The following is a 16,460-nucleotide window of genomic DNA, read 5'->3' on the forward strand; positions in this document are numbered from 1 at the left end:
CTCCGGAAGGGGCGCGGCAAAACGGCCGCGCTCGATCCGATTAAACGATCGGGCCCGTCGACCCTCAAGCGATCATTCGGTCAGGTTGGCATGCGTGTGGGGAATGCGACGAAGGGCGCGGGGGATCGGGCGGGCGTGCCCGGCCTGGGCCGGCGGCATTCGCCGAACCGGCTCCGGCTCCGGCTTCGGCCTATGCCGACGCCGTATCGTGCGCACGCATTGCGATATCGCATTCGGCTGCTTCGGCGAGCATCCAGTCTCGGACCTCGGCGACTTCGCGGCGCGGTGCCGGATCGTGCTGGAACAGCCAGTAGCCGTAAGCCTCCGACAGCGCCTGCGTGTGCGGCCCGAGCACCGCGAGCCGCCCGTCCGCGAGCATCGGCGCGACGAGCGCGAGCCGCCCGAGCGCGACGCCCTGGCCTGCGATCGCGGCCTGGATCACCTGGTCGTACTGGTTGAAGCGCAGCACGCCTTTCGGGCGCGCGTCGCCGAGCCCGGCCGCGAGCAGGTGCGTGCGCCATTGCAGTTGCGGCTGCGGCGGCCCGTCGAATTCGAGCAGGACGTGGTCGGCGATCTCGGCCGCGTTCGTGACCGGCCGTGCGGCGAGCGCGGGATGGGCGACCGGCACGACGATCTCGTCGAACAGGTGCAGCGCGCCGGCCGGCGCGCGCTCGCGCGGGCAATAGCGGACGCCGAGGTCGATGCCTTCGGCGCGCAAATCGAGTACCTTGTCGTTCGCGGCGACGCGCAGGTCGATCTCCGGCAGGCGCGCCTGCAGCCGCCCGAGCCGCGGCAGCAACCACAGCGCGGTGACGCCGATGCTCGCGGTGATCGTGACGGGCTGGCGCTCGCGTGCGGCGGCGAGCGACGCGGCGGTGTCCTGCAGGCTGTGCAGGGCCGCATCGGCGACGCGAAACAGCCGCTCGCCTTCCGGCGTGAACGCGATTTTCCGGTAGCCGCGCTGCAGCAGCGCGACGCCGAGATGCGCTTCGAGCGCGTGCACCTGGCGGCTGACCGCCGATTGCGTGACGCACAGATCCTGCGCGGCGAGCGTGATGCTCATGCGGCGGCCGACGGCGACGAAACCGCGGACGAGGTCGAGCGACGGGAGGCGGACGAGTGGCGTTGACATGCGCGTGACTCATGCGAACGGAGCAGCAAGATTGGTTGAGAACGCGGGGCGCGTCAAGTTCAATGGAGGCTGGCGCGGGGAGTGCGGGGCTGACCGCGAAGCATGGGGTTCGGGTAAGCGCTGAAGTGCTAACCGGGATCGACCGCGAAGCATGGGTTCCGAGTAAGCGCTGAAGCGCCAACCCGGACCGACCGCGAAGCATGGGTTCCGAGTAAGCGCTAAAGCGCCAACCCGGACCGACCGCGAAGCATGGGGTCCGAGTAAGCGCTAAAGCGCTAACTCGGACCGACCGCGAAGCATGGGGTCCGAGTAAGCGCTAAAGCGCTAACTCGGACCGACAGGAGACTCGATGACGATTTCGAACGAAAGCAGCGGGACGACGCAGGGCAGCCGTGCGGCAGGCGCATTGCCGCCCGAGCCCGTGACGCTGCGCGCGGCCGACGGCTATGAATTGCGCGGCCATGTGTGGCGCCATCGCGGCGGCAGCGCCGCGCGGCCCGTGACGGTCATCAATTGCGCGACATCGGTGCGTTGCGACTACTACTTTCGTTTCGCGGCCTGGTTGTTTTCACAGGGGCGCGACGTGCTCGTCTACGACTATCGCGGCATCGGCGGGTCGCGCCCGGCGCAGCTCGCGAAGCTGCGCGCGAACTGGCTCGACTGGGGGCGGCTCGATTGCGACGCCGCGCTGCAGTACGCGCGCGACGCGTTTCCGGGCCAGCCGATCGACGTGGTCGCGCACAGCATCGGCGGCTTCGCGCTCGGGCTCGCGGCATCGAACGCTCACGTGCGGCACGCAGTGACGGTCGGTGCGCAGTACGCGTACTGGCGCGATTACCTGCCGGCCGAACGGCGGCGCATGTGGTGGAAGTGGCACGTTGCGATGCCGCTGCTCGCGGCCGTGTTCGGCTACGTGCCCGCGAAGCGGCTCGGCTGGATGGAGGACACGCCGCGCGGCGTCGCGTTGTCGTGGGTGCGCTCGCAGGCGCGCTTCGAGGATGGTTATACGCGCGGCCTGCTCGCCGAACCCGTCGCAAGCCGCGCCGCGTTGCCCACCCGCTTCGCGGGACTGTCGGCGCCGATGCTCGCGATCGGCCTCGACGACGACGGGTTCGGCACGGTCGAGGCGATCGAGCGGCTGGTCGGCTACTACACGGGCAGCGACGTCACGCACCTGCGGATCGCGCCGGCCGACATCGGCGTCGATGCGATCGGCCATTTCGCGTTTTTCCACAGCCGCTTCACCGACACGCTGTGGCCGCTCGCGTTGTACTGGCTGCAGCACGGCGTGCTGCCGGCCGATGCGCCGGGCCACGTGCATGCGCTTCACCCGGCGTCGCGCGGGCGAGGGGCGGGCAGCGGCGTGCCGGGCGTCGCCGCGAACGGGTGAGGCGCGGCGGCTGCCCGGTGCGTCGCGGGCATGGCGTGCTGCCGTGCTCGGCCTTCGCATGCGGCTCATGAAGCCGCTCCGATTCGATGCGGCCGCGACGAGTCGCACCCGGGCCGGTTCATACGCCGGCGCGATCGATTAACATCGGGCGTTTCCTTTCACGGCACAGGCTGCTGCGCACCGATGTCCATTCCGTCCGATTCCGCCTCTCCGGCCGACACCGCCCGCGCATGGCGCGTGCACGCGCTCGATGTGCCGCCCGCCGCTGCACGCGCGGGTGTGCGGGTCGCGCGTATCGATTTCGACTGGAGCGTGCCGCTCGCGTCGCCGGCCTATGCGGCGCTGAGCGATGACGAGCGCGCGCGCGCCGCGCGCTTCATGCGTCACGAGGATGCGGTGCGCAGCGCCGCGACGCGTGCCGCGCTGCGCGACGTGCTCGGCGCGGCCCTCGGTGTCGCGCCGCATGCGGTCGCGATCGTCGTCGACGCATCGGGGCGGCCGTCGCCGGCCCCCGCGCATCGGACGTCACTCGATTTCAACGTGTCGCATGCGGGCGATCATGCCTTGCTCGCGTGGGCGCCCGCGGGTCGTGTCGGTGTCGATATCGAGTGCTGCGACCGCGCGGCCGACTGGCGCGCGCTGACACGCGAAGTCTGCGCGCCTGCCGAGGCTGCGTGGCTCGACAGCGTGTCGCCCGCCGCGCGCGCGGCGGCGTTCATGCGCGTGTGGGCGGCGAAGGAAGCGCTGCTCAAGGCGCTCGGCACCGGCATCGTCGGCGGGTTGCGAGCGTTCGCGGTCGTGCCGCCGCGCGATGTCGCGACCCCTGCGACGACGATCGTCGAGCCGGCCGCGCCCGCCGCCGGCGTCGCGGCGTTCGACGCGGCGTGGCTCGACGCGGCGCCCGGCTACGCGGCGTGCATCGCGTGGACGCGTGCGTGAGCCGGCGTCCACGCGCTGCGCTCATTCGAGCGGCGCGTCGTTCGGTGCCGCGTAGCGCGCCTTGATCACGTCGCTCATCGGGAAGTCGAACGCGAGCCCCTTCGGCGGCACCGGCTTCATGAACCACCTGTCGTACAGCGCATCGATCTCGCCGCGCTTCATCGACTGCACGAGCACGCCGTCGACGAGCGCCTTGAACTGCGGATCGTCCTTGCGCAGCATGAACCCGTAGGCCTCCGACGACTGCGGCGTGCCGACGATCTGCCAGTCGGCCGGCTTCGCGGCGAGCTGGCGCACGCCCGCGAGCAGCACGTCGTCCATCATGTACGCGGCCGCGCGGCCCGATTCGAGCGTGAGGCGTCCTTCGCCGTAGTCCTTCGCGCTGATGATCTGCATGTTCATCTTCCTTTCCTCATTCATCCTGCGCAGCAGGCGCTCGGACGTCGTGCCCTGGTTCGTCACGACCGTCTTGCCGGCGAGGTCGGGGAAGTCGCGGATGCCCGAGCTCGTGCGCGTGAGCAGGCGCGTCGTCGCGACGAAGAAGGTTGTCGAGAACGCGACCTGCGCGTGACGCGCGGCGAGGTTCGTGGTGACGCCGCATTCGAGATCGACGGTGCCGTTCTGCACGAGCGGGATGCGGTTCTGCGACGTGACGGGGATGAAGCGCACCTGCAGGTCGGGCTTGCCGATGCGCGCCTTCACGGCGGCGATCACGCGGTCGCACAAGTCCTGCGAGAAGCCGATGACCTTGCCGCTCGCGTCGACGTAGGAGAACGGCACCGACGTTTCGCGGTGGCCGATCGAGATCAGGTTGCTTTGCCGGATCTTCTCGAGCGTGCCGGAGAGCGGCTCCGCGGCGAACGAGGCGCCGCATGCGAATGCGCACGCGGCGAAGAGCAGGGGGCGGCCGAAACGGGCAATGAACCGGGCAATGAACCGGGCGATGAAACGGGGCGGGAAGGGCATGACGGGCTCCGTGGCAAGTGGCGATTCGTATGTTGCCAAAAATAAAATAACCGCAACATATGTTAAGAGCCGGATCCCGCCGATCGCTCCGGCGGGCCGCACCGGGCATCAGGGAAACTCCCAAGTCGAAATCGGTGAAAAACGGGTTGTCTAGACAAGTTCAGGTGGCTACACTTCAAACCACTCCGAACTTGTCTAGACAGGATTGCTCACATGATTACGTTGACCCCCGGCCACCTGACCCTCCCGCAACTGCGCCAGATCGCACGCGAATCCGTGCAGCTCGCGCTCGATCCGGCCAGCTTCGCGAAGATCGACGCCGGCGCGAAGGCCGTCGCCGACATCGCCGCGAAGGGCGAGCCGGCCTACGGCATCAACACGGGCTTCGGCCGCCTGGCGAGCACGCACATCCCGCACGACCAGCTCGAACTGCTGCAGAAGAACCTCGTGCTGTCGCACGCGGTCGGCGTCGGCGAGCCGATGGCACGTTCGTCGGTGCGCCTGCTGATGGCACTGAAGCTGTCGAGCCTCGGCCGCGGCCACTCGGGCATCCGCCGCGAAGTGATGGACGCGCTGATCAAGCTGTTCAACGCGGACGTGCTGCCGCTGATCCCGGTGAAGGGCTCGGTCGGCGCATCGGGCGACCTCGCGCCGCTCGCGCACATGTCGGCCGTGCTGCTGGGCGTCGGCGAAGTGTTCATCCGCGGCGAGCGCGCGAGCGCGCTCGACGGCCTGCGCGTCGCGGGCCTCGCGCCGCTGACGCTGCAGGCGAAGGAAGGCCTCGCGCTGCTGAACGGCACGCAGGCATCCACCGCGCTCGCGCTCGACAACATGTTCGCGATCGAAGACCTGTACCGCACCGCGCTCGTCGCGGGCGCGCTGTCGGTCGACGCGGCTGCCGGCTCGGTGAAGCCGTTCGACGCACGCATTCATGAACTGCGCGGCCATCAAGGCCAGATCGACGCGGCAGCGTCGTATCGCGACCTGCTCGAAGGCTCGCCGATCAACCAGTCGCACCGCGATTGCGACAAGGTGCAGGACCCGTACAGCCTGCGCTGCCAGCCGCAGGTGATGGGCGCGTGCCTGGACCAGATGCGTCACGCGGCCGACGTGCTGCTGATCGAAGCGAACGCCGTGTCGGACAACCCGCTGATCTTCCCGGATACCGGCGAAGTGCTGTCGGGCGGCAACTTCCACGCCGAGCCCGTCGCGTTCGCGGCCGACAACCTCGCACTGGCAGCATCGGAAATCGGCGCACTGGCCGAACGCCGCATCGCGCTGCTGATCGACGCGACGCTGTCGGGCCTGCCCCCGTTCCTCGTGCGGGACGGCGGCGTGAACTCGGGCTTCATGATCGCCCACGTGACGGCTGCCGCACTCGCATCGGAAAACAAGACGCTCGCGCACCCGGCGTCGGTCGACTCGCTGCCGACCTCGGCGAACCAGGAAGACCACGTGTCGATGGCGACGTTCGCCGCACGCAAGCTCGCCGACATCGCGGACAACACGAAGCACATCCTCGCGATCGAACTGCTGGCCGCCGCGCAAGGCGTCGACCTGCGCGCGCCGCACCACACGAGCCCGAAGCTCGCGCCGGTGATGGAAACGATCCGCAGCAAGGTCGCGCACTACGAGCTCGACCACTACTTCGCACCGGACATCGCGGTGATCGCGAAGCTGGTCGGCGAGCGTGCGTTCGCGAAGGTCGCGCCGTTCTCGTTCGCGTCGGAACAGTAAGCCCATGAGCGCGCCGGTCTACCAGGAGATCAAGGATTTCATCCTGGCCCGCATCCACGCAGGCGAGTGGGAGGAGGGCGACCAGGTGCCGTCCGAGAACGAGCTGGCGCGCGAGTTCAAGGTGGCGCGCATGACCGTCAACCGCGCGCTGCGCGAGTTGACGGCCGAGCAGGTGCTCACGCGCATGAAGGGTGCGGGCACCTACGTCGCGCGGCCGAAGTACGAGTCGACGCTGGTGGCGATCCGCAGCATCTCGGAGGAGGTCGGCGCGCGCGGGCATGCGTATCGCGCGAGCGTGCTCGGCCTCGACACGATCCGCGCCGACGAGGTGCTCGCCGACGAGATGCAGGTGGCCGTGCGCACGAAGCTGTTTCATTCGCAGGTGCTGCACTTCGAGAACGACGAGCCGGTGCAGCTCGAAGAGCGGTGGGTGAATCCGGCGGTCGCGCCGGATTACGCCGAGCAGGATTTCACGAACACGACGCCGAACCTGTACCTGATGCGCGCGGCTCCGCTGCAGCGCGTCGAGTACCGGATCGAAGCGGCGGCCCCGGCGCCGGAGCGGCGCGAGCAACTGCGGATGGACGACGTCGAGCCGTGTCTGGTTTTACATCGGCGCACCTGGTCGCAGGGCGTCGTCGCCTCGGTGGCGAATCTGTGGCATCCCGGCAGCCGTTATCGCTTCACCGGGCATTTCTGATTCCTATTTGATATTCATTTCCCTCGGGAGCAGTCGTCATGAACCATCCGAAACACATCGATCCCCGTCTCGATCCGACGCGCACGATCCGCGCGCCGCGCGGCAGCGAGAAGGTCTGCAAGACCTGGCTGGCCGAAGCGGCCTACCGGATGATCCAGAACAACCTCGACCCGGAAGTCGCCGAGCATCCGCATGCGCTCGTCGTGTACGGCGGCATCGGCCGCGCGGCGCGCAACTGGGAATGCTACGACCAGATCCTCGCGTCGCTGAAGGATCTCGAGGAAAACGAAACGCTGCTGATCCAGTCGGGCAAGCCGGTCGGTGTGTTCCGCACGCACAAGGATGCGCCGCGCGTGCTGCTGGCGAACTCGAACCTCGTGCCGCACTGGGCGAACTGGGACCACTTCCACGAGCTCGACCGCAAGGGCCTGATGATGTACGGCCAGATGACGGCCGGCAGCTGGATCTACATCGGCAGCCAGGGCATCGTGCAGGGCACCTATGAAACGTTCTTCTCGGTCGCGAACCAGCACTTCAACGGCGATCCGTCGGGCCGCTGGATCCTGACGGGCGGCCTCGGCGGCATGGGCGGCGCGCAGCCGCTGGCCGCGACGATGGCCGGCTTCTCGATGATCGCGGTCGAATGCGACGAGACGCGCATCGACTTCCGCCTGAAGACGCGCTACGTCGACAAGAAGGCGACGACGCTCGACGAGGCGCTCGGCATGATCGAGGAAGCGAAGCGCACCGGCAAGCCGGTGTCGGTCGGCCTGCTCGGCAACGCGGCCGACGTGTTCGCGGAGCTCGTCACGCGCGGCATCACGCCGGATTGCGTGACCGACCAGACGAGCGCGCACGACCCGATCAACGGCTACCTGCCGCAAGGCTGGACCGTCGCGCAATGGCGCGAAGCGCAGAAGGTCGATCCGCAGAGCATCGTGAAGGTCGCGAAGCAGTCGATGGCCGTCCAGGTGCGCGCGATGCTGGCGCTGCAGGAGCGCGGCGCGGCGACGCTCGACTACGGCAACAACATCCGCCAGATGGCGCTCGAAATGGGTGTCGAGAACGCGTTCGACTTCCCGGGCTTCGTGCCGGCCTATATCCGTCCGCTGTTCTGCGAAGGCAAGGGCCCGTTCCGCTGGGTCGCGCTGTCGGGCGATCCGGAAGATATCTACAAGACCGACCAGAAGGTGAAGGAGCTGATCCCCGACGATCCGCACCTGCACAACTGGCTCGACATGGCACGTGAGCGCATCGCGTTCCAGGGCCTGCCGGCGCGGATCTGCTGGGTCGGCGTGAAGGATCGCTATCGCCTCGGCCAGGCATTCAACGAGATGGTGAAGAACGGCGAACTGAAGGCCCCGATCGTGATCGGCCGCGACCACCTCGACACCGGTTCGGTCGCGAGCCCGAACCGCGAGACGGAATCGATGAAGGACGGTTCGGACGCCGTGAGCGACTGGCCGCTGCTGAACGCGCTGCTGAACACCGCGGGCGGCGCATCGTGGGTGTCGCTGCACCATGGCGGCGGCGTCGGCATGGGCTTCTCGCAGCACTCGGGCGTCGTGATCGTCGCCGACGGTACCGCCGAAGCGCACGAGCGTCTCGGCCGCGTGCTGCTGAACGACCCGGCGACGGGCGTGATGCGCCATGCGGATGCCGGCTACGAACTCGCGCAGCAGACGGCCCGCGAAGCCGGCCTGAAGCTGCCGATGCTCGGCCGCTGAGCATGACGGCGCTCGATCAGGCGCCGGTGAACGCGACGATGATGCGCGCAGCGGATCTTGTCGCGTCGCCATGGAAGAACGGCGGCGGCGTGACGCGCGAAATCGCGGCGTTTTCCCCCAAGGGGACTTCCTTCGGGGCGCCGCCGGGCGCCGCGCTCGACGCGTTCGCGTGGCGCGTGAGCGTCGCGGACGTCGGCACGGACGGCCCGTTCTCGCGTTTCGACGGCGTCGACCGCACGCTCGTGCTGCTGTCCGGCGCAGGCATGACGCTCGCCGAGGAAGGCGGCGCACGCCACGTGCTCGACGCACCGCTGGCCCGCGCGGATTTCGCGGGCGAGGCGGCGATCGACGCGACGCTGCACGACGGCGCGACGCGCGACTTCAACCTGATGACGCGCCGTTCGGCCGCGCGCGGCACGCTCGACGTGTGGCGCGCAGGCGCGCACCGCATCGGGCATGCCGATACCGTGCTGCTGTTTTGCGCGGCCGGCGAGGTCGCCGTTGAAATCGACGGCACGCGCTACACACTGGAAGAAATGGACACGTTGCGGCTCGACGGGCCGCGGCGTGCGTTTGACGTCGTCGTGAGCGGTAGCGGCGCGTTGCTCGCCGTGTCGCTCGCCATCGGCGAACGAGACTGAACGCATGAAACCGACTGTCTGGCATCACCTGAGGCTGTGTCCGCACGGCCATCCCGACGAGACGATCGACGACGCGGCGATCGCCGTCGACGAAACCGGCACGATCGTCTGGCTCGGCGCGATGTCCGCGCTGCCGCACGGTTATGCGCATTGGAGGCGCGAGGACCTGCACGGCGCGTGGGTGACGCCGGGCCTCGTCGACTGCCATACGCACCTCGTGTACGGCGGCACGCGTGCCGACGAATTCGCGCAGCGCCTCGCGGGCGTCAGCTACGAGGAGATTGCGCGGCAGGGCGGCGGGATCGTGTCGACGGTGCGCGCGACGCGCGCGGCCGACGAGACGACGCTGTTCGTGCAGGCCGCCGCGCGGCTGCAGCCGCTGCTGGCCGAAGGCGTGACCGCGATCGAGATCAAGTCGGGCTACGGGCTCGACCTCGCGAGCGAACGCAAGATGCTGCGCGTCGCGCGCCAGCTCGGCGAGCGTTTCCCGGTCACGGTCTACACGACGTTCCTCGGCGCGCATGCGCTGCCGCCGGAATACGCGGGCCGCGCGGACGACTACATCGACGAAGTGTGCGACCGGATGCTGCCGACGCTGGCCGACGAGGGGCTCGTCGACGCGGTCGACGTGTTCTGCGAACGCATCGGTTTCTCGCTTGCCCAGACCGAGCGCGTGTTCGAAGCCGCGGCACGGCGCGGGCTGCCGGTGAAGCTGCATGCGGAGCAACTGTCGAACGCGGGCGGCACGGCGCTCGCCGCACGTTACCGCGCGCTGTCGGCCGACCACCTCGAATTTCTCGACGAAGCCGGCATCGAGGCGATGAAGGCGGCCGGCACGGTCGCCGTGCTGCTGCCCGGCGCGTATTACTTCATCCGCGAGACGCAACTGCCGCCGATCGAGCTGCTGCGCAAGCACGGCGTGCCGATCGCGCTCGCGACCGATCACAATCCCGGCACGTCGCCGCTCGAATCGCTGCTGCTGACGTTGAACATGGGCTGCACGCTGTTCCGCATGACGGTGCCCGAAGTGCTGCAGGGCGTGACGCGCCACGCGGCCGCGGCGCTCGGCCGCGCGGATCGCCACGGCGCGCTCGAGGTCGGTCGCCAGGCCGATTTCGCCGCATGGTCGGTCGGCTCGCTGGCGGAGCTCGCCTACTGGATCGGCCGGCCGCTGTGCGAGCAGGTCGTACGCGGCGGCACGACCGTGTTTCGCCGGATGAATGGATAGATAGCCTTATGACCGACACCCTGTTGTTCGCCGACCATGCGTACCTGCCCGACGGCTGGCGCCGTAACGTGCTGCTGCGCTGGGACGCGGCCGGCACGCTGACCGGCGTGACGCCCGACACCGACGCCCCGGCAGGCGTCGCGCATGCGGCCGGGCCGGTGCTGCCCGGCATGCCGAACCTGCATTCGCACGCGTTCCAGCGCGCGATGGCGGGGCTCACCGAATACCGCGCGAATCCGGCCGACAGCTTCTGGAGCTGGCGCGACCTGATGTACCGCTTCGCGCTGAAGATCACGCCCGACGCACTCGCCGCGATCGCGCGCTGGCTGTACGTCGAGATGCTCAAGTGCGGTTATACGTCGGTGTGCGAATTCCACTACGTGCATCACGCGCAGGACGGCTCGCGTTATCCGCAGATCGCGGAACTCGGCACGCGCGTGGTCGACGCCGCGCGCTCGGCCGGCATCGGCATCACGATGCTGCCCGTGTCGTACCAGTTCGCCGGCTTCGGCAACAAGCCGCCGCGCGACGATCAGCGCCGCTTCATCAATACGCCCGACGGCCTGCTCGAGCTGCTCGACGCGATGCGTCGCGCGGTGCCGGAGCACGGCGGGCTGCGCTACGGCGTCGCGCCGCACTCGCTGCGCGCGGTGTCCGAGAACGGGTTGCGCGTGCTGCTCGACGGGCTGCCCGACGACGCGCCCGTGCATATCCATATCGCCGAGCAGACGGCCGAAGTCGACGACTGCGTGCGTGCCTACGGCGCGCGCCCCGTGCAATGGCTGCTCGATCGCTTCGATGTCGACGCACGCTGGTGCCTCGTGCACGCGACGCACGTCGACGCGGCCGAAACGGCCGCGCTCGCGCAGCGTCGCGCGGTCGCCGGCCTGTGCCTGACGACCGAGGCGAACCTCGGCGACGGCGTGTTCCCGGCCGTCGACTATCTCGCGCAAGGCGGCGTGATCGGCGTCGGCTCGGACAGCCACGCGTCGGTCGACTGGCGTGCCGAGCTGCGCCTGCTCGAATACGGGCAACGGCTCGTGCACCGCGCGCGCAACGTGCTGGCGAGCGACACGCAGGCACATGTCGCCGATCGCCTGTTCGACGCGTCGCTCGCGGGCGGCGCGCAGGCCAGCGGGCGGCGCGTCGGCGCGCTGCGCGAAGGGTGCCGCGCCGACTGGCTCGTGCTCGATCCCGATCATCCGGCGATCGCCGAACACGACAGCACGTCGTGGTTGTCGGGTATCGTGTTCGCGGAGCACGGCGAGACGCCGGTGCTCGACGTCTACACGGGCGGCGAGCGCGTCGTGAGCGGCCGCCGCCATCGCGACGAAGCCGCCGCGTATGCCGACTACCGCGCCGCGCTGGCGCAACTGCTGCGCTGACGCGCGGCAACCGGCGCACGCCGCCTGCGTGCGCCGGCAGACCTTCAACGGTGATGCGACATGACTGAACAACCGGCTGTATTCACGCTGAAGCAGGGCACGCTGCCGCTGCTGATCTCGATTCCGCACGCAGGCACGCACATCCCCGACGACATCGCCGCGACGATGACGGCCGACGCGCGTTTCGTCGACGATTGCGACTGGCATCTCGAACGGCTGTACGGCTTCGCGGCCGGCCTCGGCGCATCGATCCTCGTCCCGTCGCATGCGCGCTACGTCGTCGACCTGAACCGTCCGCCCGACAACGAGAACCTGTACCCGGGGCAGGACACGACGGGGCTCGTGCCGGTCGATACGTTCGACAAGGCGCCGCTGTATCCGGCGAATGCGCTGCCCGGCAACGACGAGATCATGCGCCGCCGCGATCGCTACTGGCTGCCGTATCACGACGCGCTGCAACGCGAGGTCGCACGCCTGAAGCGCGAGCACGGCCGCGTGCTCGTGTGGGAAGCGCATTCGATCCGCTCGCACGTGCCGCGCTTCTTCGACGGCCGCCTGCCGGACTTCAACTTCGGCACGTCGAGCGGTGCAAGTGCCGCGCCGGGCCTGGCGGAGGCGCTCGCCGCGCGCGTGCTCGAACATGGCGGCTATACGGCCGTCGCGAACGGGCGCTTCAAGGGCGGCTACATCACGCGCCACTACGGCGTGCCCGAAACCGGCGTCGAGGCCGTGCAGCTCGAGCTCTCGCAGATCACCTACATGGAAGAGACGCGCCCTTACGCGTACGACGAAACGCGTGCGGCGCGGATTGTGCCGCTATTGCAGACGCTCGTCGAAACCGCGCTCGCGTATCGCTGAACCCGGGCCGCACGGATGCGGCAGCGCGGCGGAGCAGGTGCGTGACGGCTCGCCGGCCCGCCGGCCCGCAGCGTGACGCACCGATGCACTGCACAATACGGCATCGATCCACGAGATCGGTGCCGTTTTTTTTCGTCCGGGTTTCGTCTGATCGATGTCGTCATCCGCACCTGAAAATTTGACGCAATTTTTGGGTGATATAAGCTGAATGTCAGGAAGTCGTCACGCGCGCACCGGCGGCGGGCCATCGATCGTGGCCGCACCGCACCGGAATGCGCGGCGAGACACCTTGCCGACGTGTCGCCGCGCGGCATTGCCGCATGCGCTTCATCGCGACACGTGTCCTGCATTCGTCAGTCGAGTACGATCGTGAAAGCCGCCAGCCCTTCGATACGCCGGACGCGAAGTCCGTCGGCGGGCGCGCCGCCTCAGGCCGGGCCGATCCGGCATGCTGATCGCGGCACGCGTGCCGCCTCTTTGCGCGAACCTCGTTTCTTCGCCATTTCCCGTCGCGGCCTGCGCCGCTTCAACCTCGTGGCTGCCCGCGTATTCAGCGCGGTGCAGTGCGACGGCAGCGCATCGTTGTTGCCCTAGCGTCCCTTTCCACGTCCGTTCCGGGCCGCACCGCCTGGTGCCGCAACGTCCGCGCGGCGCGATCGCGTTTGGGCATGCGGCGCATCGTGGTGCGCGCGTGCGGTGCCGGCGCGAACCTTCATCGTCCCGCGTGCGAACGTGTCGCGCGCGATTGCCGGAGAGACACCCATGCATGCGCGACCGATCGTAGCCGTGACCGCCGACCGCATCCTGCGCGGTGCGCATCCGAACCACACGGCGGGGGAGAAGTACCTGGCCGCGCTCGTCGACGGCGCGGGTGCGCTTGCCTTCGTGCTGCCCGCGCTCGGCGCGCGCCAGCCGGCCGATGCGATCGTCGCGGCGGTCGACGGGTTGCTGTTGACCGGCAGTTATTCGAACGTCGAGCCGCATCATTACGGCGGTGCCGCGAGCGCGCCCGACACGCTGCACGATCCCGCGCGCGATGCGACCGCGCTGCCGCTGATCCGCGCGGCGATCGACGCGGGCGTGCCCGTACTCGCGATCTGTCGCGGCATGCAGGAGCTGAACGTTGCCTACGGCGGCACGCTGCATCAGCGGCTGCACGCGACGACCGGCTTCGACGATCACCGCGAGCGGCCGGCCGATCCGCTCGAACGGCAGTACGGCCCCGCGCACGTCGTGCAGTTCGCGCCGGGCGGCCTGCTGCAGCGGATCGCGCGCGGCGCACCTGAAGCGACGGTCAATTCGCTGCACGACCAGGGCATCGCGCAGCTCGGCGCGGGGCTCGTCGTCGAAGCCAGCGCGCCCGACGGGCTGGTCGAGGCTATCAGCGTGCGCGGCGCGCGTGCGTTCGCGCTCGGCGTGCAGTGGCATCCCGAATGGCGCTACGCGGAACAGCCGCTGTCGCGCGACATCTTCGCGGCATTCGGCGCGGCGTGCCGCGCGCGCATGACCCATCGCATTCATGCGGCCGGCGGCGCTATGCCGTCGCCGGCCGCATCCGACGTCGACTGATAGAGGCCGATCATGCAACCCGAACTGAGCGAATTCCTGCGACAGCACCGCATCACCGAGGTCGAGGCGATCATTCCCGACATGGCCGGCATTGCGCGCGGCAAGATCATTCCGCGCAACAAGTTCGAATCCGGCGAATCGATGCGCTTGCCGCAGGCCGTGATGGTGCAGACCGTCACCGGCGACTATCCGGAGGACGGCACGCTGACCGGCGTGACCGATCCCGACATGGTGTGCGTGCCCGATCCGTCGACGATCTGCCTGATCCCGTGGGCCGTCGATCCGACCGCGCAGGTGATTCACGACTGCGTGCACTTCGACGGCTCGCCGGTCGAGATCTCGCCGCGCTACGTGCTGCGCCGTGTGCTCGACCTGTACAAGGCGAAAGGCTGGCAGCCGGTCGTTGCGCCCGAGCTCGAGTTCTACCTGGTCGACATGAACAAGGACCCCGACCTGCCGCTGCGTCCGCCGGTCGGCCGCACCGGGCGCGCGGAAACCGGCCGGCAGTCGTATTCGATCGAGGCCGTCAACGAGTTCGATTCACTGTTCGAGGACATCTACGAATACTGCGAGATGCAGGGGCTCGATATCGAGACGCTGATCCATGAAGTCGGCGCCGCGCAGATGGAGATCAACTTCGTGCACGGCGATGCGCTGTCGCTGGCCGACCAGGTGTTCCTGTTCAAGCGCACGGTGCGCGAGGCCGCGTTGCGCCACAACATGTACGCGACCTTCATGGCGAAGCCGATGCAGGACGAGCCCGGCTCGGCGATGCACATCCACCAGAGCCTGGCCGACGCGCGCACGGGGCGCAACCTGTTCTCGGGCGAAGACGGCGCCGTGTCGCCGATGTTCCACAGCTATCTCGCGGGGCTGCAGAAGTACACGCCCGCGCTGATGCCGATCTTCGCGCCGTACATCAACTCGTATCGCCGCCTGTCGCGCTTCATGGCCGCGCCGATCAACGTGCAGTGGGGCTACGACAACCGCACGGTCGGCTTCCGCATCCCGCAGTCGGGTGCATCGGCGCGCCGCATCGAGAACCGGATTCCGGGTGTCGACTGCAACCCGTACCTCGCGTTCGCGGCGACGCTCGCCGCCGGCTATCTCGGCCTGTCGCAGCAGCTCGCGCCGACCGAGCCGATCGCGTCGGACGGCTACAACCTGCCGTACCAGCTGCCGCGCAATCTCGAGGAGGGGATCTCGCTGATGGCGGCGTGCACGCCGCTGGCCGGCATTCTCGGCGACAAGTTCGTGAAGGCCTACCTGGCGCTGAAGGACACCGAATACGAAGCGTTCTTCCGCGTGATCAGCTCGTGGGAACGCCGCCATCTGCTGCTGCACGTCTGAGCGTGCGGCAGCGTTATCCGGAGGAAACATGACCGATCGAAACGAAGCCTTCTCACCGCATTCGACCGCCGAATACCGCGCGCTCGACGCCGCGCACCACATCCACCCGTTCTCGGACATGGGGGCACTGAACCGCGCGGGCAGCCGCGTGATCGTGAAGGCCGACGGCGTCTACCTGTGGGACTCGGACGGCAACAAGGTCATCGACGGGATGGCGGGCCTGTGGTGCGTGAACGTCGGCTACGGCCGCAAGGAACTCGCCGACGCCGCGTATCGCCAGATCCAGGAACTGCCGTTCTACAACACCTTCTTCAAGACCACGCACCCGCCGGTGATCGAACTCTCCGCGATGCTCGCGGAAGTCACGCCGAAGGGTTTCAACCATTTCTTCTATTGCAACAGCGGCTCGGAAGGCAACGACACCGTGCTGCGCCTCGTGCACCAGTACTGGCGCGTGCAGGGCCAGCCGCAGAAGAAGTTCGTGATCTCGCGCAAGAACGGTTACCACGGCTCGACGATCGCGGGCGGCACGCTCGGCGGGATGGGCTACATGCACGAGCAGATGCCGTCGAAGGTCGAGCACATCGTGCACATCGACCAGCCGTATTTCTTCGGTGAGGCCGCGACCGGCGAAACGCCGGAAGCGTTCGGCCTGGCCCGCCCCCTGGAACGGCTCGCCGATGAACGCCCCGACGTTTTCCGCGCCGAGTTCGAGGACCTTCGCCCCGAGCGGCCGCGCGCGGGCCAGGCCGAACGCCGCCGGCGTGTCGCCCGTCGCGGCCTCACCGAAGCCAGACGGCTGCTCGATGTGCACGATGTGCTCGGCCTTCGACTGCAT

General features: G+C 68.7%; 15 protein-coding genes. 13 read left to right on the forward strand and 2 right to left on the reverse strand.

The window, feature by feature from the left end:
- Positions 1-190 precede the first annotated feature (190 nt).
- Positions 191-1,132 (reverse strand): LysR substrate-binding domain-containing protein, encoded by a 942-nt coding sequence (locus FOZ70_RS35505; protein WP_219707762.1) that lies wholly within the window; start codon positions 1,130-1,132, stop codon positions 191-193.
- Positions 1,133-1,481: 349 nt separating this feature from the next.
- On the opposite strand from FOZ70_RS35505, the gene FOZ70_RS35510 reads away from it, so the two are divergent.
- Together FOZ70_RS35510 and FOZ70_RS35515 are read left to right on the forward strand one after the other, a co-directional pair.
- Entirely contained in the window at positions 1,482-2,522 is a 1,041-nt protein-coding gene (locus tag FOZ70_RS35510; protein ID WP_059816382.1) for an alpha/beta fold hydrolase, read from the forward strand.
- A gap of 183 nt (positions 2,523-2,705) precedes the next feature.
- Positions 2,706-3,461 (forward strand): 4'-phosphopantetheinyl transferase superfamily protein, encoded by a 756-nt coding sequence (locus FOZ70_RS35515; protein ID WP_059587934.1) that lies wholly within the window; start codon positions 2,706-2,708, stop codon positions 3,459-3,461.
- Between the two features lie 21 nt (positions 3,462-3,482).
- On the opposite strand, the gene FOZ70_RS35520 is transcribed toward FOZ70_RS35515, so the two are convergent.
- Positions 3,483-4,427: a glutamate/aspartate ABC transporter substrate-binding protein gene (locus FOZ70_RS35520; protein WP_155771109.1), complete on the reverse strand. Its 945-nt coding sequence runs from the start codon at positions 4,425-4,427 to the stop codon at positions 3,483-3,485.
- A gap of 213 nt (positions 4,428-4,640) precedes the next feature.
- Here FOZ70_RS35520 and hutH point away from each other — a divergent pair, with 213 nt between their 5' ends.
- The 11 genes from hutH to FOZ70_RS35570 form a co-directional block, all read left to right on the forward strand.
- On the forward strand, positions 4,641-6,164 hold the full coding sequence (gene hutH / locus FOZ70_RS35525; protein WP_059486414.1) for a histidine ammonia-lyase: 1,524 nt from the start codon (positions 4,641-4,643) through the stop codon (positions 6,162-6,164).
- 4 nt (positions 6,165-6,168) lie between these two features.
- The gene (gene hutC, locus FOZ70_RS35530; protein WP_027786935.1) at positions 6,169-6,864 is read left to right on the forward strand and encodes a histidine utilization repressor; all 696 of its coding nucleotides are present in this window, start codon (positions 6,169-6,171) and stop codon (positions 6,862-6,864) included.
- Positions 6,865-6,902: 38 nt separating this feature from the next.
- Complete coding sequence (gene hutU / locus FOZ70_RS35535) at positions 6,903-8,591, forward strand: urocanate hydratase (RefSeq protein ID WP_027786936.1); 1,689 nt, start codon at positions 6,903-6,905, stop codon at positions 8,589-8,591.
- Positions 8,592-8,593: 2 nt separating this feature from the next.
- Positions 8,594-9,232, forward strand: a complete 639-nt coding sequence (locus FOZ70_RS35540) for a HutD family protein (RefSeq protein ID WP_059675842.1) — start codon at positions 8,594-8,596, stop codon at positions 9,230-9,232.
- A gap of 4 nt (positions 9,233-9,236) precedes the next feature.
- Positions 9,237-10,460, forward strand: a complete 1,224-nt coding sequence (gene hutI / locus FOZ70_RS35545) for an imidazolonepropionase (protein WP_219707763.1) — start codon at positions 9,237-9,239, stop codon at positions 10,458-10,460.
- An 8-nt stretch (positions 10,461-10,468) separates the two neighbouring features.
- The gene (locus tag FOZ70_RS35550) at positions 10,469-11,845 is read left to right on the forward strand and encodes a formimidoylglutamate deiminase (protein WP_219707764.1); all 1,377 of its coding nucleotides are present in this window, start codon (positions 10,469-10,471) and stop codon (positions 11,843-11,845) included.
- A 60-nt stretch (positions 11,846-11,905) separates the two neighbouring features.
- Positions 11,906-12,703: an N-formylglutamate deformylase gene (hutG, locus tag FOZ70_RS35555; protein WP_048026187.1), complete on the forward strand. Its 798-nt coding sequence runs from the start codon at positions 11,906-11,908 to the stop codon at positions 12,701-12,703.
- A gap of 369 nt (positions 12,704-13,072) precedes the next feature.
- Positions 13,073-13,297, forward strand: coding sequence for a hypothetical protein (locus FOZ70_RS38575; protein WP_080982012.1), 225 nt, complete (start codon positions 13,073-13,075; stop codon positions 13,295-13,297).
- Between the two features lie 168 nt (positions 13,298-13,465).
- Entirely contained in the window at positions 13,466-14,272 is an 807-nt protein-coding gene (locus FOZ70_RS35560) for a gamma-glutamyl-gamma-aminobutyrate hydrolase family protein (RefSeq protein WP_219707765.1), read from the forward strand.
- A gap of 12 nt (positions 14,273-14,284) precedes the next feature.
- Entirely contained in the window at positions 14,285-15,622 is a 1,338-nt protein-coding gene (locus tag FOZ70_RS35565; RefSeq protein WP_219707766.1) for a glutamine synthetase family protein, read from the forward strand.
- 28 nt (positions 15,623-15,650) lie between these two features.
- Positions 15,651-16,460, forward strand: an 810-nt coding sequence (locus FOZ70_RS35570; RefSeq protein ID WP_258025824.1) for an aminotransferase class III-fold pyridoxal phosphate-dependent enzyme, incomplete at its 3' end; no start/stop codon positions are given.

Source organism: Burkholderia sp. COPS, from assembly GCF_019425585.1.
Lineage (GTDB): Bacteria > Pseudomonadota > Gammaproteobacteria > Burkholderiales > Burkholderiaceae > Burkholderia > Burkholderia cepacia.